At 47.8% G+C, this 15,962-nt stretch carries 16 protein-coding genes; all 16 read right to left on the bottom strand.

The genetic code is table 11. The features are described 5' to 3' along the window. Window positions 1-186 precede the first annotated feature (186 nt). The 16 genes from recN to efp all read right to left on the bottom strand — a co-directional run bounded on the left by recN (window position 187) and on the right by efp (window position 15,948). On the bottom strand, window positions 187-1,926 hold the full coding sequence (recN, locus tag WH46_RS11300) for a DNA repair protein RecN (protein WP_017815271.1): 1,740 nt from the start codon (window positions 1,924-1,926) through the stop codon (window positions 187-189). Window positions 1,927-2,047: 121 nt separating this feature from the next. Continuing rightward, a complete protein-coding gene (ahrC, locus tag WH46_RS11305) occupies window positions 2,048-2,497 on the bottom strand; it encodes a transcriptional regulator AhrC/ArgR (protein ID WP_017815272.1) in 450 nt (149 codons plus the stop codon). Window positions 2,498-2,993: 496 nt separating this feature from the next. Next, window positions 2,994-3,854: a TlyA family RNA methyltransferase gene (locus WH46_RS11310; protein WP_046226751.1), complete on the bottom strand. Its 861-nt coding sequence runs from the start codon at window positions 3,852-3,854 to the stop codon at window positions 2,994-2,996. 316 nt (window positions 3,855-4,170) lie between these two features. Then, complete coding sequence (gene dxs, locus WH46_RS11315) at window positions 4,171-6,072, bottom strand: 1-deoxy-D-xylulose-5-phosphate synthase (protein ID WP_046227229.1); 1,902 nt, start codon at window positions 6,070-6,072, stop codon at window positions 4,171-4,173. Between the two features lie 187 nt (window positions 6,073-6,259). After that, a complete protein-coding gene (locus tag WH46_RS11320; protein WP_231584350.1) occupies window positions 6,260-7,111 on the bottom strand; it encodes a polyprenyl synthetase family protein in 852 nt (283 codons plus the stop codon). Window positions 7,112-7,154: 43 nt separating this feature from the next. Then, window positions 7,155-7,415 carry an exodeoxyribonuclease VII small subunit gene (xseB, locus tag WH46_RS11325; protein ID WP_017815276.1) on the bottom strand — a complete coding sequence of 87 codons (261 nt, stop codon included), beginning with the start codon at window positions 7,413-7,415 and terminating at the stop codon, window positions 7,155-7,157. After that, window positions 7,384-8,769: an exodeoxyribonuclease VII large subunit gene (gene xseA, locus WH46_RS11330; RefSeq protein WP_046226753.1), complete on the bottom strand. Its 1,386-nt coding sequence runs from the start codon at window positions 8,767-8,769 to the stop codon at window positions 7,384-7,386. Before xseA ends, xseB begins: the two co-directional genes overlap by 32 nt. A 13-nt stretch (window positions 8,770-8,782) precedes the next feature. Then, on the bottom strand, window positions 8,783-9,640 hold the full coding sequence (folD, locus tag WH46_RS11335) for a bifunctional methylenetetrahydrofolate dehydrogenase/methenyltetrahydrofolate cyclohydrolase FolD (RefSeq protein ID WP_046226754.1): 858 nt from the start codon (window positions 9,638-9,640) through the stop codon (window positions 8,783-8,785). 132 nt (window positions 9,641-9,772) lie between these two features. Further along, on the bottom strand, window positions 9,773-10,225 hold the full coding sequence (gene nusB / locus WH46_RS11340; protein WP_046226755.1) for a transcription antitermination factor NusB: 453 nt from the start codon (window positions 10,223-10,225) through the stop codon (window positions 9,773-9,775). Between the two features lie 264 nt (window positions 10,226-10,489). Next, complete coding sequence (locus tag WH46_RS11345; protein WP_046214944.1) at window positions 10,490-10,723, bottom strand: DUF2273 domain-containing protein; 234 nt, start codon at window positions 10,721-10,723, stop codon at window positions 10,490-10,492. Window positions 10,724-10,738: 15 nt separating this feature from the next. Beyond that, window positions 10,739-11,278 carry an alkaline shock response membrane anchor protein AmaP gene (gene amaP, locus WH46_RS11350; RefSeq protein ID WP_017815281.1) on the bottom strand — a complete coding sequence of 180 codons (540 nt, stop codon included), beginning with the start codon at window positions 11,276-11,278 and terminating at the stop codon, window positions 10,739-10,741. Window positions 11,279-11,360: 82 nt separating this feature from the next. Further along, window positions 11,361-11,768: an Asp23/Gls24 family envelope stress response protein gene (locus WH46_RS11355; RefSeq protein WP_017815282.1), complete on the bottom strand. Its 408-nt coding sequence runs from the start codon at window positions 11,766-11,768 to the stop codon at window positions 11,361-11,363. Window positions 11,769-11,830: 62 nt separating this feature from the next. Further along, entirely contained in the window at window positions 11,831-13,174 is a 1,344-nt protein-coding gene (accC, locus tag WH46_RS11360) for an acetyl-CoA carboxylase biotin carboxylase subunit (protein WP_017815283.1), read from the bottom strand. A 41-nt stretch (window positions 13,175-13,215) separates the two neighbouring features. After that, window positions 13,216-13,698, bottom strand: a complete 483-nt coding sequence (gene accB / locus WH46_RS11365; protein WP_046226756.1) for an acetyl-CoA carboxylase biotin carboxyl carrier protein — start codon at window positions 13,696-13,698, stop codon at window positions 13,216-13,218. A 184-nt stretch (window positions 13,699-13,882) separates the two neighbouring features. Continuing rightward, the gene (locus tag WH46_RS11370) at window positions 13,883-15,136 is read right to left on the bottom strand and encodes an aspartate kinase (protein ID WP_046227230.1); all 1,254 of its coding nucleotides are present in this window, start codon (window positions 15,134-15,136) and stop codon (window positions 13,883-13,885) included. 254 nt (window positions 15,137-15,390) lie between these two features. Beyond that, window positions 15,391-15,948, bottom strand: coding sequence for an elongation factor P (gene efp, locus WH46_RS11375; RefSeq protein ID WP_017815286.1), 558 nt, complete (start codon window positions 15,946-15,948; stop codon window positions 15,391-15,393). Window positions 15,949-15,962: the final 14 nt, after the last annotated feature.

Genomic DNA, 15,962 nt, shown 5'->3' on the forward strand with positions numbered 1-15,962 from the left:
TCGAAAACAAAAATCGGGTTTTTTTGCCATTTTTTCAAATAATACATGGTATTTATGTATCGACTATAAAAAAGGAGAGCTTCTTTTAAGCTCTCCTCGTGATAATTATGGTTGTATACTGAAATGAGCAGATCCCGCTAAGTAATCACACCATAGATTACAGTCGGTAGATCCATCAATTGCAACTTAATGTACGGCATAGGAAGAATCATCTTTGCGTGCTTCTGCCAATTTGAGCATCTCGTGAGCATGATGATTCGTTTTCTCGGTAATCTCCACGCCACCCAGCATACGTGCCAGTTCATCGACCCGGCCATCTTCATGCAAGGATACAACACGGGTAGCTGTACGATCCCCAACAATCTGCTTCTCAATCAGATATTGATGATCTGCCATACAAGCGACCTGCGGAAGGTGAGTGATCGAGAATACCTGGCATTCCGAAGACAACTTGAACAGCTTCTCGGCAATCGACTGTGCTGCCCGGCCGCTAACCCCAGTATCTACTTCATCGAATACAAGTACAGGTACCTGATCGTGACGCGCAAAGATACTTTTGAGTGCCAACATGATACGTGACAGCTCACCACCGGAAGCAATTTTGCCGAGTGGACGAAGCGGTTCACCTGGATTCGGTGAAATCAGGAATTCTGCTGTATCGATACCCTGGCGGGTAATGCGAATATTACGGCCATTCCAGCATGCACCATTCGCATCTTCAATATAATCAATATTGACACGCAGTGAAGTACGTTGCATCTGCAGATCCTTCAGCTCTGCCTCTACTTGTTCGGCAAGTTCCCGTCCACATTCGCGGCGCAGTTTGCTCAGCTTCTCGCCAGTCTCCAACAGCTTAGTACGCAGCTTATCACGTTTGTCGGTAAGCTCAAGCAGACGTTCATCCTTATTTTCCAGCAAATCTGTCTCATGCTGGATTTTCTCATAATACTCCAGAATCTGTTCTACATTCTCTCCGTATTTGCGGCGTAGTCCGGAGATCAGATTCAGACGGGATTCCACTTCTTCAAGACGTCCCGGATTGAATTCAATATTCTCCTGGTAACTGCGCAGCTGGTATACAGCATCTTCCAGCTGATAATAGGCTGATTGCAGCTGCTCTACAATAGGATCGAGATTCTTGGAGTCATAGCGGGATACATCGCCCAGACGGGACAATGCTACGCTAAGTGCGCCCATGCTGCCATCACCATTCAGATTATGATAGCTACCTGATACGGAATCCATCATTTTCTCGCTATGTGCAAGGCGCAGACGCTCTTCCTGCAGCTCTTCATCTTCACCTGGCTGCAGATTCGCAGAAGAGATCTCTTCGAGCTGGAAGCGATACAGATCCATCATCTGATACGTTTTTTGACTGGTTTCCTGCAGATCACGCAATTCGCGTTCAACCTTGATATAGGCATTGTATTGCTCATGATATTTCATTTTGACCGGACCGATCTTGACATCGCCGAATGTATCCAGCAATCCCAGATGACGTTCCGGCTTCATCAGAGACTGATGCTCATGCTGACCATGGATGTTAACCAGCTGTTCGCCTACTTCACGCAGCATCGACAGATTGACAAGCTGCCCGTTAATGCGTCCGGTGCTTTTGCCATTTACTGTTACTTCACGGCGAATAACCAAATGCTCCTCTGCTGTTCCCTGAATACCGAGACGGGATAAGGTATCCCATACCGGATGGGTCGCGCGCAGTTCGAACAGCGCTTCCATCTCTGCTTTGTCGCATCCGTAACGAACCAGATCCGCTGAGCCTCTTCCGCCTGCAATAAGACCGAGCGCATCGATAATGATGGATTTACCAGCACCGGTCTCACCGCTCAGTACATGGAATCCTTTATGAAAGTAAACGTCGATTTCTTCAATAACAGCCAGGTTTTTAATGCTCAGCATGACCAGCATGGAGCTCACTCCTCTTCGTGTACAAGACTAGGGAGCAACGCTTTTCACCATAGACTATACTTCCGGCAAATCGCAGACTGGCTGCATTGAATACGACGCATGGATCATGCAGATTCTGTAACTAGGAGATGAATCCCATAATCTGCTCGATTACTTTCTGGCTGTCTTCTTCGGTACGGCAAATGATCAGCATCGTATCATCACCGGAAATGGTACCCATAATCTGTGACCATTCCATGCTGTCGATCAGGGACGCAATGGAGTTGGCTGTACCGGGCAGACATCTCATAACTACCAGATTGGTCGTAAAATCAATTTGCAGGAAATTGTCCACCAGTGCACGTTTGAGCTTTTGCACGGGGTTATAGCGTTGATCCGTTGGTAAAGAATATTTATATCTTCCGTCATCCGTCGGAATTTTGATTAGCAATAGTTCTTTGATATCCCTGGATACGGTAGCCTGGGTAACCTGGAAGCCCGCTTGACGCAATGCTTCAACCAGATCGTCCTGTGTCTCGATATCCTGGTGTGTAATAATTTCTCTAATTTTGATATGTCGCTGTCCCTTCATACAGACCTCCGTTAATGGTATGCTCTATAGTTAGCATGCAAGTGATTATTGTCGTAAATACCTGTGAATAATAGGTTTATCTTATGCAATCAGACCTATAATTATTCGCTATGGATCAGGTATAATCCTTTGTATAAATGGAAAATATTGTAGTCCATTTAACGACATTCAATCCAGCTTCGCACATTATCCTATTGTAACATCCAGAACAGTAAGGTCCAACCCTGTACCAAAATGGTTATTGGGCGGAACGTTCGTTCTCATTATATAGGAATATCTGTTCGTAAATCAATAGCCAAATAAAACTTTAATCGTTAAATTTTTTACAACGTTATCTCCTGTCTTCCAGCTGCTCCAGTCTCCAGCACAAGAAGCCTGCTGCCAGCGTGAAGCTTAGCAGCAAGCTTTTTCTGTGTCGGCTCACTGTCATTTTAACTTTATTTTACACGTCTTTTTATAAGCCGTACTGCCTCTGTATGGCTGCTCTACATCCACTTTACTGGTGTTTGGCTGCTCCACCTCTAAAGGTATGTGAGGCTTCTGCGGCTGTCTTGGCAGCTAATTGCTCAATATCCAGTATATCCAGCTGCTCGATCGTATCATCTCCCTCACCGGATGGCAGATACCAATGAGCGAGGAACTCGATATTGCCCTCTCCCCCTGTAATCGGCGAGAATGTAAGATCTTTTAATACATATCCCATTTCCCGGGCAAAAGATAATACATTCAGCAGTACTTCCTGATGAACTTTGGGATCGCGTACAACGCCGGTTTTGCCTACTTTCTCCCGTCCGGCCTCGAACTGAGGTTTGATCAGCGCTGCGATATCCGCTGGCTTGTCCAGCAGGTCCTTCAGCGGAGGCAGCATCAGACGAAGCGAGATAAAGGATACATCAATACTGGCAAAGTTCGGCACGGGACCTTCCAGCTGATCAGGCGTCATATAGCGAAAATTAGTTCGCTCCATTACACAGACCTGAGGATGATTACGCAGCGACCAGTCCAGCTGGTTGTAACCTACATCAATCGCATAGACATATTCTGCACCATTTTGCAGCGCACAATCTGTGAATCCTCCAGTAGATGAACCAATATCCAGCATCGTCCGATCGGTCATATCAATCCCGAAATGCTTGAGTGCCTTTTCCAGCTTCAGACCACCGCGACTTACATATGGATGTATAGCGCCTTTAACATTCAGCGCTGTATCGCGGCCAATCTTCATTCCCGGCTTTTCCAAACGTTCGGTGCCGGCATAGACCAGACCAGCCATAACTGCTGCTTTGGCCTTTTCACGGCTTTCATAATAGCCCTGCTCTACGAGTAGTACGTCAACCCGCTCTTTATCACTTGCCATGGTAAGTAACTCCTACCTTCATTTTAATAATAAATCCGTGGGGATGGTTGTTATCTGAGTAGAACGCCAAGTTGCTATGAGATACTTATGCAGCTCTCATCTATTGTACTGCCACACCTGACATTAACGTTAGAGCATACAGTGAAAATGATATAAACATTCATTCATCCGCTCAAACAGCAAACGAAGCGGAAAGATGCCCTCCCGCTTCGTTACTATCGATTTTACTTGTTACTGTCGGTAGTTATGCAGAACAATTTTTGATACAAAAAGTTTGTTCCTGCGATATCACCGTTGTATTCCAGGTACCAGTAATTTATACGGAATTTTTCTGGAACGTCCAGGCTTTGCCGGGAGCCAGTGCGCGCAGAGATGCGGCAATATTTTCCGGTGTCAGGCCTGCTTCACACTGCTGATCCTTAATGCTGCCATGTTCGATAAATTCATCAGGTATACCCATCAGACCTACTGTCACATCATGCAGCCCTTTGGCAGCATAGAATTCCAGTACAGCACTACCCATGCTTCCTGCCTGGGATACTTCTTCGACAACCAGCATGCGTGTACCCTTGTCCGCCAATTCCAGCAGCATTTGCTCATCCAGTGGCTTCATGAAACGGGCATTGATTACAGCCACGTTCATGCCATCACGCTTGAGTTCTTCAGCAACTTCCATGCCCATCTGTACCATCGGTCCAGAAGCGAGAATCGCATAATTATCGCCTTCACGGACTTTTTCCCAGGTACCGATCGGGATTGGAACGAGCTGTTGATCCATTGCTACACCAAGACCGTTAATACGTGGATAACGGTAAGCAATAGGGCCTTCATTATAATCAAGCGCCGTCTTCATCATGTGACGCAGTTCATTCTCATCTTTTGGCATCATAATCACGATATTCGGAATATGGCGCATAAAGGCGACATCATATACCCCCTGATGAGTCTCTCCGTCCGCTCCGACAAAGCCGGCCCGGTCGATCGCAAACATTACATTTGCATTATGACGACAAATATCATGAACGATCTGATCGTATGCACGCTGCATAAAGGTAGAATATACCGCATAGACCGGCTTCATGCCTTCCATGGCCAGAGCCGCACACATTGTTGCTGCGTGCTGTTCCGCGATACCTACATCAATCATCCGATCCGGGAAACGCTTGGCAAACGGGAACAATCCCGAGCCACCTGGCATCGCCGGTGTTACAGCTACAATACGCTCATCCTGCTCCGCAAGTTCGATCAGTGTCTGACCAAATACTTCGGTATACATTGGATGACCCGCAGCTTTAACGACCTGACCGGATTCGATTTTGTATGGCGTAATTCCATGCCATTTGTATGAATCCGCTTCAGCCGGCAGATAACCTTTACCCTTGATCGTCACAATATGGATCAGTACAGGACCATCCACATTGTCTGCCTGACGGAATGTTTCCAGCAGTTTGGGCAGATCATGTCCGTCTACCGGTCCAAAGTAGGTAAAGCCCAGCTCTTCGAACAGTACACCGGATACCATTGCATATTTCAGCGTATCCTTGAGCTTTTCTGCCGTTTTGGCAATTTTACCGCCAATCGCCGGGATTTTTTTGATCAACTGCTCAACTTCATCCTTGGCACGAAGATATCCTTTATCCGAGCGAATTTTGCCCAGATATTTGTGCATGGCTCCTACATTCGGTGCGATGGACATTTCGTTATCGTTCAGTACCACGGTCAGTTTGCGCTGTTCATGACCGATATGGTTCAATGCTTCAAAAGCCATACCGCCAGTCAGTGCGCCGTCGCCGATTACGGCAACGACTTTGTTGTCTTCTTTTTTGAAATCACGCGCAAGTGCCATACCCATGGCAGCAGACAGCGACGTGCTGCTGTGACCAGCTTCCCACACATCGTGTTCGCTTTCATTTCGTTTGACAAAGCCGCATAATCCTTTGTATTTACGCAGGGTATCAAAACGATCCATGCGTCCAGTAAGTACTTTGTGCACGTACGCCTGATGTCCTACGTCAAAAATAAACTTGTCTTTGGGACTGTCATACAAATAATGCAGTGCCAGGGTAAGCTCCACGACCCCGAGGTTGGAGGCCAGATGTCCGCCGGTTGCCGATAATTTTTCAATCAGAAACTGACGAATCTCTCCTGCCAGTACGGTTAATTGTTCTGTTGTCAGATCTTTAAGATCACTTGGTTGATGAATCTGTGGAAGCAGCACACCATTTCCCCGCTTTCCTTTGGACACATTAATGTACATCCAAATTGATTTTATTCAGCTATTCTTCGATATATTATTACTATTCACTATACCACAAGCATGACTTATTTCGAAATCTTGTCACTTTTGCGGCACTAAGTGTCGCTTATCTATAGAATAGACGAACCTTCATGGCTATACGTAACCTTTAATGATCACGTTGCACCAGATAGTCAGCAATTTCCTCCAGTCGGCTCGAATCCTGCAGTCCGGCCTGCTGCAGCGCTGCCTTGGCACTCGCTGTCAGACGGGCTACTTCCCGCTGCGATTCTTCCAGACCGATGAAATACGGATAGGTAACTTTTTGCAGCTTGCTGTCACTTTGCGTTTTTTTGCCCAGTTTGGCTTCGTCGCCAATCACATCCAGAATGTCATCCTGAATCTGAAAAGCAAGGCCGATATCCGAACCAAATTGGCGCAGTGCAGCCAATTGTGATTCCGTGGCTCCCGCTGTACGTGCTCCAGCTGTCAGGGAAAACATGAACAAATCTGCTGTCTTGTGCAGATGAATGTACTGCAGCTGAGACAGTTCGGTCATTCCCTGCTCGCCCTGCATATCCGCTACCTGACCACCCACCATACCGCGCGGTCCTGCATACTCTGCCAGATCGCTGATGATGGCTACGACAGCTTCTGCAGGGACACCTGTTTGAAGAGCTCCCGCTGCGCTATGAAAAGCATGCGTTAGCAGTGCATCTCCTGCCAGAATAGCCATCGCTTCACCGTACACTTTGTGGTTGGTCAATTTGCCGCGCCGGTAATCATCATTATCCATAGCAGGCAAATCGTCATGAACGAGTGAGTACGTATGCACCATTTCCACTGCACAGGCAACCGGAGCAGCAGCTTCCCTGCTGCCTCCAAGCGCTTCTGCGGCTGCAATGACAAATACAGGACGCAGGCGTTTGCCTCCTGCCATAAGCGAGTACAGCATGGATTGCTGCAGTGTATCCGGCACCTGCCAGCTCGTGGGCAGGGCATTTTGCAGATGTGATTCCATATAGGTGGAAATATCCTGAATATACTGCTTCAGTTCCGGACGGTTACTCAATCGGTTCACCGCTTTCTGCGCTGTCAAAAGGCTTTTTGCGCAGTTCTCCGTCTTCCTCCACGATCATTTCAATTTTGCGTTCCACTTCTTCCAGCTTGGAGCCGCATACCTGAGACAGCTTCATTCCCTGTTGAAAAAGATCGATTGCTTTTTCCAGCGGAACATCGCCATGCTCCAGTTCGGAGACGATCTCTTCCAGCCGGTCCATCGCCTGTTCAAAATTAAGCTCCTGTTCCTTTGCTGCCTTTGCCATTGTTGTCCGCCTCCTCGATATGTTGTACCTGACAATTCAATTGTCCGTCTTCCAGCTTGACGGTGATCATCTCACCGGTCGTCACCTGATTGACAGACTTGACGAGCTGTTCCTGCTGTTCATCGTATACAAGGCTGTATCCCCGGGCCATAACCTTGAGGGGGCTCAGAGCATCCAGCTGTTTGAGGCCGAAGCCGAGTTTTTGTTGTTTTTGCCGTAAAATCTGCTGCATACGAAGTTCCAGCTGACGACGTGCGGTATCCGTACGTCTGCGTGCATAAATCAGCTGTTCCTGTGGATTATGTCTGGCCAATCGCTGATTGGAACGCCCAAGACGATCACGCTGGATATGAGCACGGCGCTGCAGACTGCTCGTCAGACGACGTTCCAGCATATCCAGCCGGGTCATATGCTGCACCAGCTGACGCTGTGGATGCAGCAGAGCCGGCGAGCGCTTGAGACGATTCAACCGGTCACGTTGACGCTGGGACAGACGAAGTAGTCCCTGTCTGAGCTGACGACGCATCTGCTGCACCTGAGCGCGCAGTTCAATAATATTCGGTACCGCCAGTTCAGCGGCTGCCGTAGGAGTGGCAGCACGAAGATCGGCAGCAAAATCGGCAATTGTAAAATCGGTCTCATGACCCACAGCCGAAATGACTGGAATCCGGGACTCCGCAATCGCACGAGCCACCATTTCTTCGTTAAATGCCCATAGCTCTTCCAGTGAACCCCCACCGCGACCGACAATCAGCACATCGGCTTCACCGATCCGGTTTAGATTGCGAATTGCTTTGACTACGGATGGTGCAGCTCCCTTACCCTGTACAAGTACCGGATAGACTACAATCTTCACGACGGGATAGCGTCTGCGAATGGTAGTCAAAATATCCCGTACTGCCGCGCCGGTTGGTGAAGTAATGACACCAATCGTACGTGGATACTGTGGTAGCGGACGCTTACGTGCAGAATCAAATAAACCTTCATGTTCAAGCTTTTGCTTGAGCTGTTCATACGCGAGGTAAAGACTGCCAATACCATCAGGCTGCATCTGGGTAGCATAGAACTGATATTGACCATCCCGTTCGTATACCGAGATATAGCCTTTGGCGATCACGCGCGCGCCTTCTTTTGGAATAAAAGGAAGACGTTGATTGTACGAAGCAAACATAATCGATTTGATACGGCTGCTTTCGTCCTTAAGGGTAAAATACATATGTCCGCTGGAATGGTGAGTGAAGTTCGAGATTTCGCCTCTCAGCCATACTTCGGAGAGCAGCGAATCGGACTCCATTTTCATCCGGATATATTTGTTAATCTCCTTGATGGAGTATATACGCTGCTGTTGCTGCATAAGATCCCCTTTCTCAGTTCAAACCGTAGGCACGTCTGGCAGCTACCAGCGTGTTCTTCATCAGCATGGTAATCGTCATCGGTCCTACGCCGCCCGGCACCGGAGTAATCGGACCGGATACTTCTTTGGCACTTTCGAAATCGACGTCACCGGCAAGCTTGCCAGTGTCCAGACGGTTCATGCCCACATCAATAACTACTGCACCCGGCTTAATGTAGCTGGCATCTACAAAATTGGCACGACCGATTGCTACCACGAGGATGTCTGCTTGACGGGCAATTTCTTTCATATTGGTTGTACGGGAATGACACATCGTTACTGTCGCATTCTCACGTTGCAGCAGCAGGGAGACCGGTTTGCCGACGATATTGCTGCGGCCAATGACTACGGCATGCTTGCCGGACATTTCGATACCGGTACGCTTGATCATCTCGATCACGCCAGCCGGTGTACATGGCAGCAGACTGTCATCGCCGATGACCAGATTCCCTACATTGATCGGATGGAATCCATCCACATCTTTTTCGGGAGAAATAGCGTTGATAATTGCTTTCTCCTCAATCTGCTTCGGTAGCGGCAGCTGTACGAGAATCCCGTGAATATTATCCTGATTATTCAGCTTGTGAACCATCTCCAGCAGTTCTTCCTGGGAAGTCTCTGCCGACAAACGATGTACTTCGGAATAGTAGCCCAGATCATGGCAGGCCTTTTCTTTATTGCGTACATAAACATGTGAAGCCGGATCATCACCGACGAGGACAACCGCCAGACCTGGCTGGAAGCCTTCTGCTTTCATTTTGTCCACTTCCTGTTTGATATCTTGACGAATCTCCTCGGAAATCTGTTTACCGCTAATGATTGTTGCTGCCATGATAATCGCTCCTTTATCTGTTCAGAAAATTAATTTTTGATAGGGTAACGCATAAGGGTTAAGCTTACCATCATTGATTTTCATGCAGTGGGCTATTCTAGGGTGCGGATGCTATTCGTTAGCTGCGGTTTATCAGCCTTTTTGGGATTTCAATTTGTCCAGGTCATGAATCATTTTGCCGAGTACGCCGTTAACAAACTTGCCGGATTCTTCGGTTCCAAAATGCTTAGACAGTTCAATTGCTTCGTTGACAGCAACTTTGGCTGGAACACCTTCGGTAAATACCATCTCATAGACAGCCAAACGCAGAATCTGACGATCTACACGGGACAGACGGCTTACCTGCCAGTTCTGCAAATAATCTACCAGCAGCTGATCAATCGCTTCCTTGTTCTCCCAGATCCCGTTAACGACGTCGAGTACATACGTTTTGAGCTGGGCTTCATCACTAAGCTCGACTTCGGATTCGTTATCGGCGGCTGCTTCTTCCAGCAGAATCATAATTGCTTCTTCTGCTTTTACCTCGTTCATTTCCATCTGGTACAGGCTTTGTACGGTAATTTCCCGCGCTAATCTTCTTTTCATTACTAATTATCCTCCTGGTGATTGCGTGTATGGATCTAATGCAATATCCATTACGGAACGCTCACCTTGTATTTTTCACGGTCAGGTGGCCAGCACCTGCCGGTTTATCAAATCCGCTGTCTTCACGAAAAAGAACACCGGTTGTTTTCCTGTGTTATATAAACGTAGAATCTGTCCATACCAACAAAAAAACCTGCCATTCAGCATTCCCGGTAATGCCTGCTATAAATAGGATTGCAATCCGGGAATGATGTATGACAGGGTTCAACGAAATGGACGCCAGCGGTCTGCCAGCCATTCGCTGATCCGTTGCCAGGGAATGGTTGGACCCAACCGGAGATCCCGGTTACGGCCGACGATATAACCTATGAACACTAACAATGCAAAGAACAACATATCCCAAAAGCCAATGGTCAGATACAGTATGCCGCAGCCGATACCGGCAAGTACGCCAAGGATTCGTCCACCGTGAGTGTCCCAGATCGCTTTCCACATCATCAGGAGAACTCCCTTCTACTCCACTCTGCTTTTGAAGGCAGGGGACTGAACGATATTGGCAATATATACAGCAACAGACGAGACCGGAATACCGGTAATATCCTCGATCTGTTTTTGAATACTTTTCTGCATTTCTTCCGATAGACCTGGTATGGAATGCTCTCCATCCACAATCGCCCGGATCATAATCTCAAGACCTGATTCTACCACACGTACGCGTGTTTTGACATCACGAACTCCACGTGTACGCTCTGCTGCTTTGAGCGCCATATTCTCAATCGTCTCCAGCGAGATCTGTATATCACCGAATTCCGTACGCTGATGAACAGCATTCAGATGACCACGCTCGGTACGGATCGATACATAGAAAAAGCGAATACTCAGCAGGAACAGGATAACCGCCACCGCAATGACGGTAATATAAAGGGTCTGCTCATTCCGGTAATCAAGCTCCATCGGCACCTGTCCGCTTAGCAGCAGGATCGCCAGCACAGATAAAATTCCAATACTCAGGCTGTAAATAAACAATAACAGCCGATCCATGATTTTAGCCAAGAATGTGCGACCTCCTTACATTATAGTAAACCCCTGACAGTGACGTCGGGGGTTCAGTATTGAGCAGATTGATGCTGCTCATTTATTTCACACGTTGTGTAAACTCAGTCTCTTCAATTCGCTCTACTGTCTCGAGATGAACATCATGGATCTGTACGTTTACTTCTACGACATTCAGTCCGGTCATGGTCTCGATTGAACGTTTGACGTTGCGCTGGATTTCAGCCGCCACTTCAGGCAGACGGTGTCCGTATTTGATAATAACAGATACGTCTACAGCTGCTTCACGTTGTCCAACTTCCACTTTTACGCCACGGGACAGATTTTTGCGTCCGAGCAACTCAGCAATCCCACCGGCAAAGCCACCGCTCATTCCGGCTACACCGTTCACTTCAATCGTAGCCAGTCCGGCGATCACTTCGATAACTTCCGGTGCAATCTGGATTTCTCCAATATCGGTCCGTTCGAATTCAGTCGGTAATGTACTCATTTTATACACCTCCTGCCAGATAAACTAAATATAACACGTCCCTGTTTGGTTGACAAACCGGATTATACCTCGTTTTCTTCGAGGAACTTGATATCAAAATCACCGCGCACAAACGTCTCATGGCTCAGCAGACGCATATGGAACGGGATTGTTGTATGAATACCTTCAATCGCGAATTCATCCAGTGCACGCTTCATTTTGGCAATCGCTTCTTCACGTGTGGGTGCCCATACGATCAGCTTGGCGATCATCGAATCATAATAAGGCGAGATCGTATAACCTGGATATGCGCCACTATCGACACGTACACCTGGACCACCTGGTGGCAGGTAGAATCCGATTTTGCCGGGACTTGGCATAAAGTTGCGCTCAGGGTCTTCCGCATTCACACGGCATTCGATCGACCAGCCGTTGATTTTTACTTCTTCCTGGGTAAAGGAAAGCGGGTTGCCTTCAGCCACATGGATCATTTCCTGAATCAAATCAACACCAGTGACCATCTCCGTTACCGGATGTTCTACCTGGATACGCGTATTCATCTCCATAAAGTAGAACTGGCCATCCTGACCAAGCAGGAATTCAAGCGTCCCGGCACCGGAGTAATTAACCGCCTGTGCTGCACGTACAGCTGCTGCTCCCATTTCGGCACGCAGCTCCGGAGACAGTACCGGACATGGTGCTTCTTCGACCAGTTTCTGACGGCGACGCTGTACGGAACAGTCACGTTCGCCCAGATGCACGGCATTGCCGTGACGGTCAGCGATAATCTGCACTTCAACGTGCTTCATACCGGTCAGATATTTCTCCAGATATACGCCGCCATTACCAAAAGCTTTCTCGGCTTCCTGCTGGGCATTGGTAATCTGTTTAACGAGTGACTCTTCATCTTCTGCCAGACGAATCCCTTTACCGCCACCACCGGCAGTTGCCTTGATGATGACCGGATAACCGATTCCTCGTGCGATTTTCACCGCTTCATCCAAATCTTCGACGATACCGTCGGAACCTGGAATAACCGGTACGCCTGCTTCCAGCATAGTACGTTTCGCTTCGGATTTGTCTCCCATACGGTTGATCGCATCGGGAGATGGTCCAATAAAGGTAATATTGCAGGATTCACAGATTTCTGCAAAATCCGCGTTTTCTGCCAGGAATCCGTAACCCGGGTGTACCGCATCACATTCTGTCAGTGTCGCTACACTCATCAGGTTGGTCAGATTCAGATAACTGTCCTTGGACAGCGTAGGTCCTACGCAATAAGCTTCGTCCGCAAGACGAACATGCAGTGAATCACGATCTGCTTCGGAATAGACCGCTACTGTAGAGATGCCGAGTTCACGACATGCACGGATAATACGAACCGCAATTTCACCACGGTTCGCGATTAATATTTTTTGAAATTTCATTTTGCTTTTCCTCCTCCGGCCTTATACACGAATAGCACTGATTATTCCGGTTTTACCAGGAACAGAGGCTGTCCGTATTCAACGAGCTGTCCGTTTTCAGCAAGCACTTCAACGATCGTTCCGTTCACTTCCGCTTCCAGTTCGTTCATCAGCTTCATCGCTTCGATGATGCATACGACGGATTTGTGGGTTACTTTCTCGCCTACACCTGTAAATGAACCCGCTTCTGGAGAAGGGGAGCGGTAGAACGTTCCGACCATTGGAGATGCAATGGTATGTAGAGTCGGATCCACTTCCGGTGCTGCCGTCGCAGCTGGGGCTGTAGGTGCTACTTGTGGTGCAGCAGTTGGTTGACTGGCTTGCTGCATAACAGGTGCAGCAGTTGGAGCCTGTACATAGACAGTCTCTGCTTTACCCGGCTTGCGGATTACCAGACGGGAACCTTCATTTTCGATTTCAACTTCCTGAACGGACGTCTCATCCAACAGTTGAATCAGCTCTTTAATTTCGTTTAATTTAAACATCTATTAATTCACTCCTTTGGCTTCTTTGCCTGTAACCTGAGTATAATGTAAAACACTCAGTTAGGGGTAATTTCACATAACGCTATGTATTATAGCATATTCATGAAAAAGGCGGGAACATCTTCTTTAAAATGATGTTCCCGCCATAAATAACGCTATATATTATTGACTTTATATCCAGAAATTAGCGACGATCCTGCGGTCCGCCGACAAATGCCTGTTCTTCGGTATCCAGACCATATGCAGTATGCAGCGCAGATACCACATCATTAAGCCTTCCTGCTTCGATTACACAGGACACTTTGATTTCGGAGGTGCTGACCATCTTGATGCTGACTCCCTGATCGGAAATAGCTTTGAACATCTGTGCAGCTACACCGGGATGGCTGACCATACCTGCGCCTACAATAGATACTTTGACCAGATCCACTTCGGAAGTCACTTCATCATAAGGAAGCTCAACGCCAATATTCTCGATCACATTTAGCGCGCCCAGACGATCTTCGAGACTGACGGTAAAGGAAAAGTCTGCTTTGCCATTCATGACACCACTTTGCACGATAATATCAACGTCGATTTTGGCGGATGCCAGCTCACCGAACATTTTGGCGAGTACACCAGGCAGGTCGTTAACCCCTCTGATTGTAATCCGCGCCACGTTTTTATCGTAAGCGATCCCACTGACTACTGCTCCCTGTTCCATGCTTGCTTCCTCCTTCACCACGGTTCCTTCATTATAGTTAAAGCTGGAGCGTACAACGAGACGTACATTGTTGTGCTTGGCATATTCCACTGCGCGCGGATGCAGTACAGCAGCGCCAAGGTTAGCCAGTTCCAGCATTTCGTCATAAGAGATTTCATTCAGTTTGCGTGCACATTTGACGATACGCGGATCTGTGGAATAGATACCGTCAACATCCGTATAAATCTCGCATGTATCCGCCTGAATCGCTGCTGCCAGTGCAACAGCTGTCGTATCGGAGCCACCACGTCCGAATGTAGTAATCTCACCATCTGCCGTTGTTCCCTGAAAACCGGCAACGATAACGATTTTGCCTGCATCCAGTGCATGTTGTACTTTGGCCGGACGAATATCTACGATCCGTGCACGTCCATGGTCCGCTTCGGTCTCAAAACCTGCCTGCCAACCGGTAAAGGATACGGCTTCGCGTCCTTGCTGGTGAATCGCCATGGACAGCATTGCAATAGAAATCTGCTCGCCGACTGTCATCAGCATATCCATTTCGCGCGCAGGCGGATTCGGATTCAGTAGTCGTGCCTGGTCAATCAGATCATCTGTCGTGTCTCCCATTGCCGAGACGACTACAACACATTGATGACCTTCATCCTGCTTTTCAATAATGCGCTTTGCTACACGTTGCATGCGCTCAATATCCCCGACGGAGCTCCCGCCGAACTTCATCACGTACAAAGCCAAGACCTCTTCACTCCCTACTTGATACAGGCATACAGCAAGGCCGCAGCCCGGATTGAACAGCGTATCCAGCATAACATGCATTTTTTTGCATGAAAATACTAATTCTTTATCAGTATAATACGACAACGCGCTAAGTACTACCGCAAATTTCAAGGCATTTCTTATCTATAGAGAAAAAGCTGTCCCTTTTACCCTGCATAAGGATAAAGGAACAGCCTTTCACTATTATGGCGAAGTCGCCTGTTTGCAGATCATTACGCGCGGGATACGTATTTACCTTCGCGTGTATCGATGATCAGTCTGTCGCCTTGGTTGATGAACAGAGGAACCTGAACCATATGGCCGGTTTCCATCGTTGCACTCTTCGTAGCACCAGTAGCTGTATTACCTTTGATACCCGGCTCTGTCTCGGTTACTTCCAGCTCAACAGATGTTGGCAGGTTGATTCCGAGAATCTCGCCCTGGTAGCTAACGATGTTAACTGTCATGTTTTCTTTCAGGAATTTCAGTTCCCATTCCAGCTGACTTTCGTTCAGCTCGAACTGGTCGTAGGTTTCATTGTCCATGAATACATGCTCGCTGCCGCTTGCATACAGATACTGTACGCCACGGTTTTCGATCTGTGCACGGGCAATAGTCTCACCTGCACGGAATGTACGCTCAACAATGTTACCGTTACGCAGGTTTTTCAGCTTGGAGCGCACGAATGCAGCACCCTTACCCGGTTTTACGTGCTGGAACTCAATAACGGAGTAGATGTTGCCTTCTACCTCTACGGTCAAACCTGTTTTAAAATCGTTAACTGAAATCAAAATAACGCCTCCTC

The sequence above is a fragment of the Paenibacillus dauci genome (genome assembly GCF_000971985.1).
Lineage (GTDB): Bacteria > Bacillota > Bacilli > Paenibacillales > Paenibacillaceae > Saccharibacillus > Saccharibacillus dauci.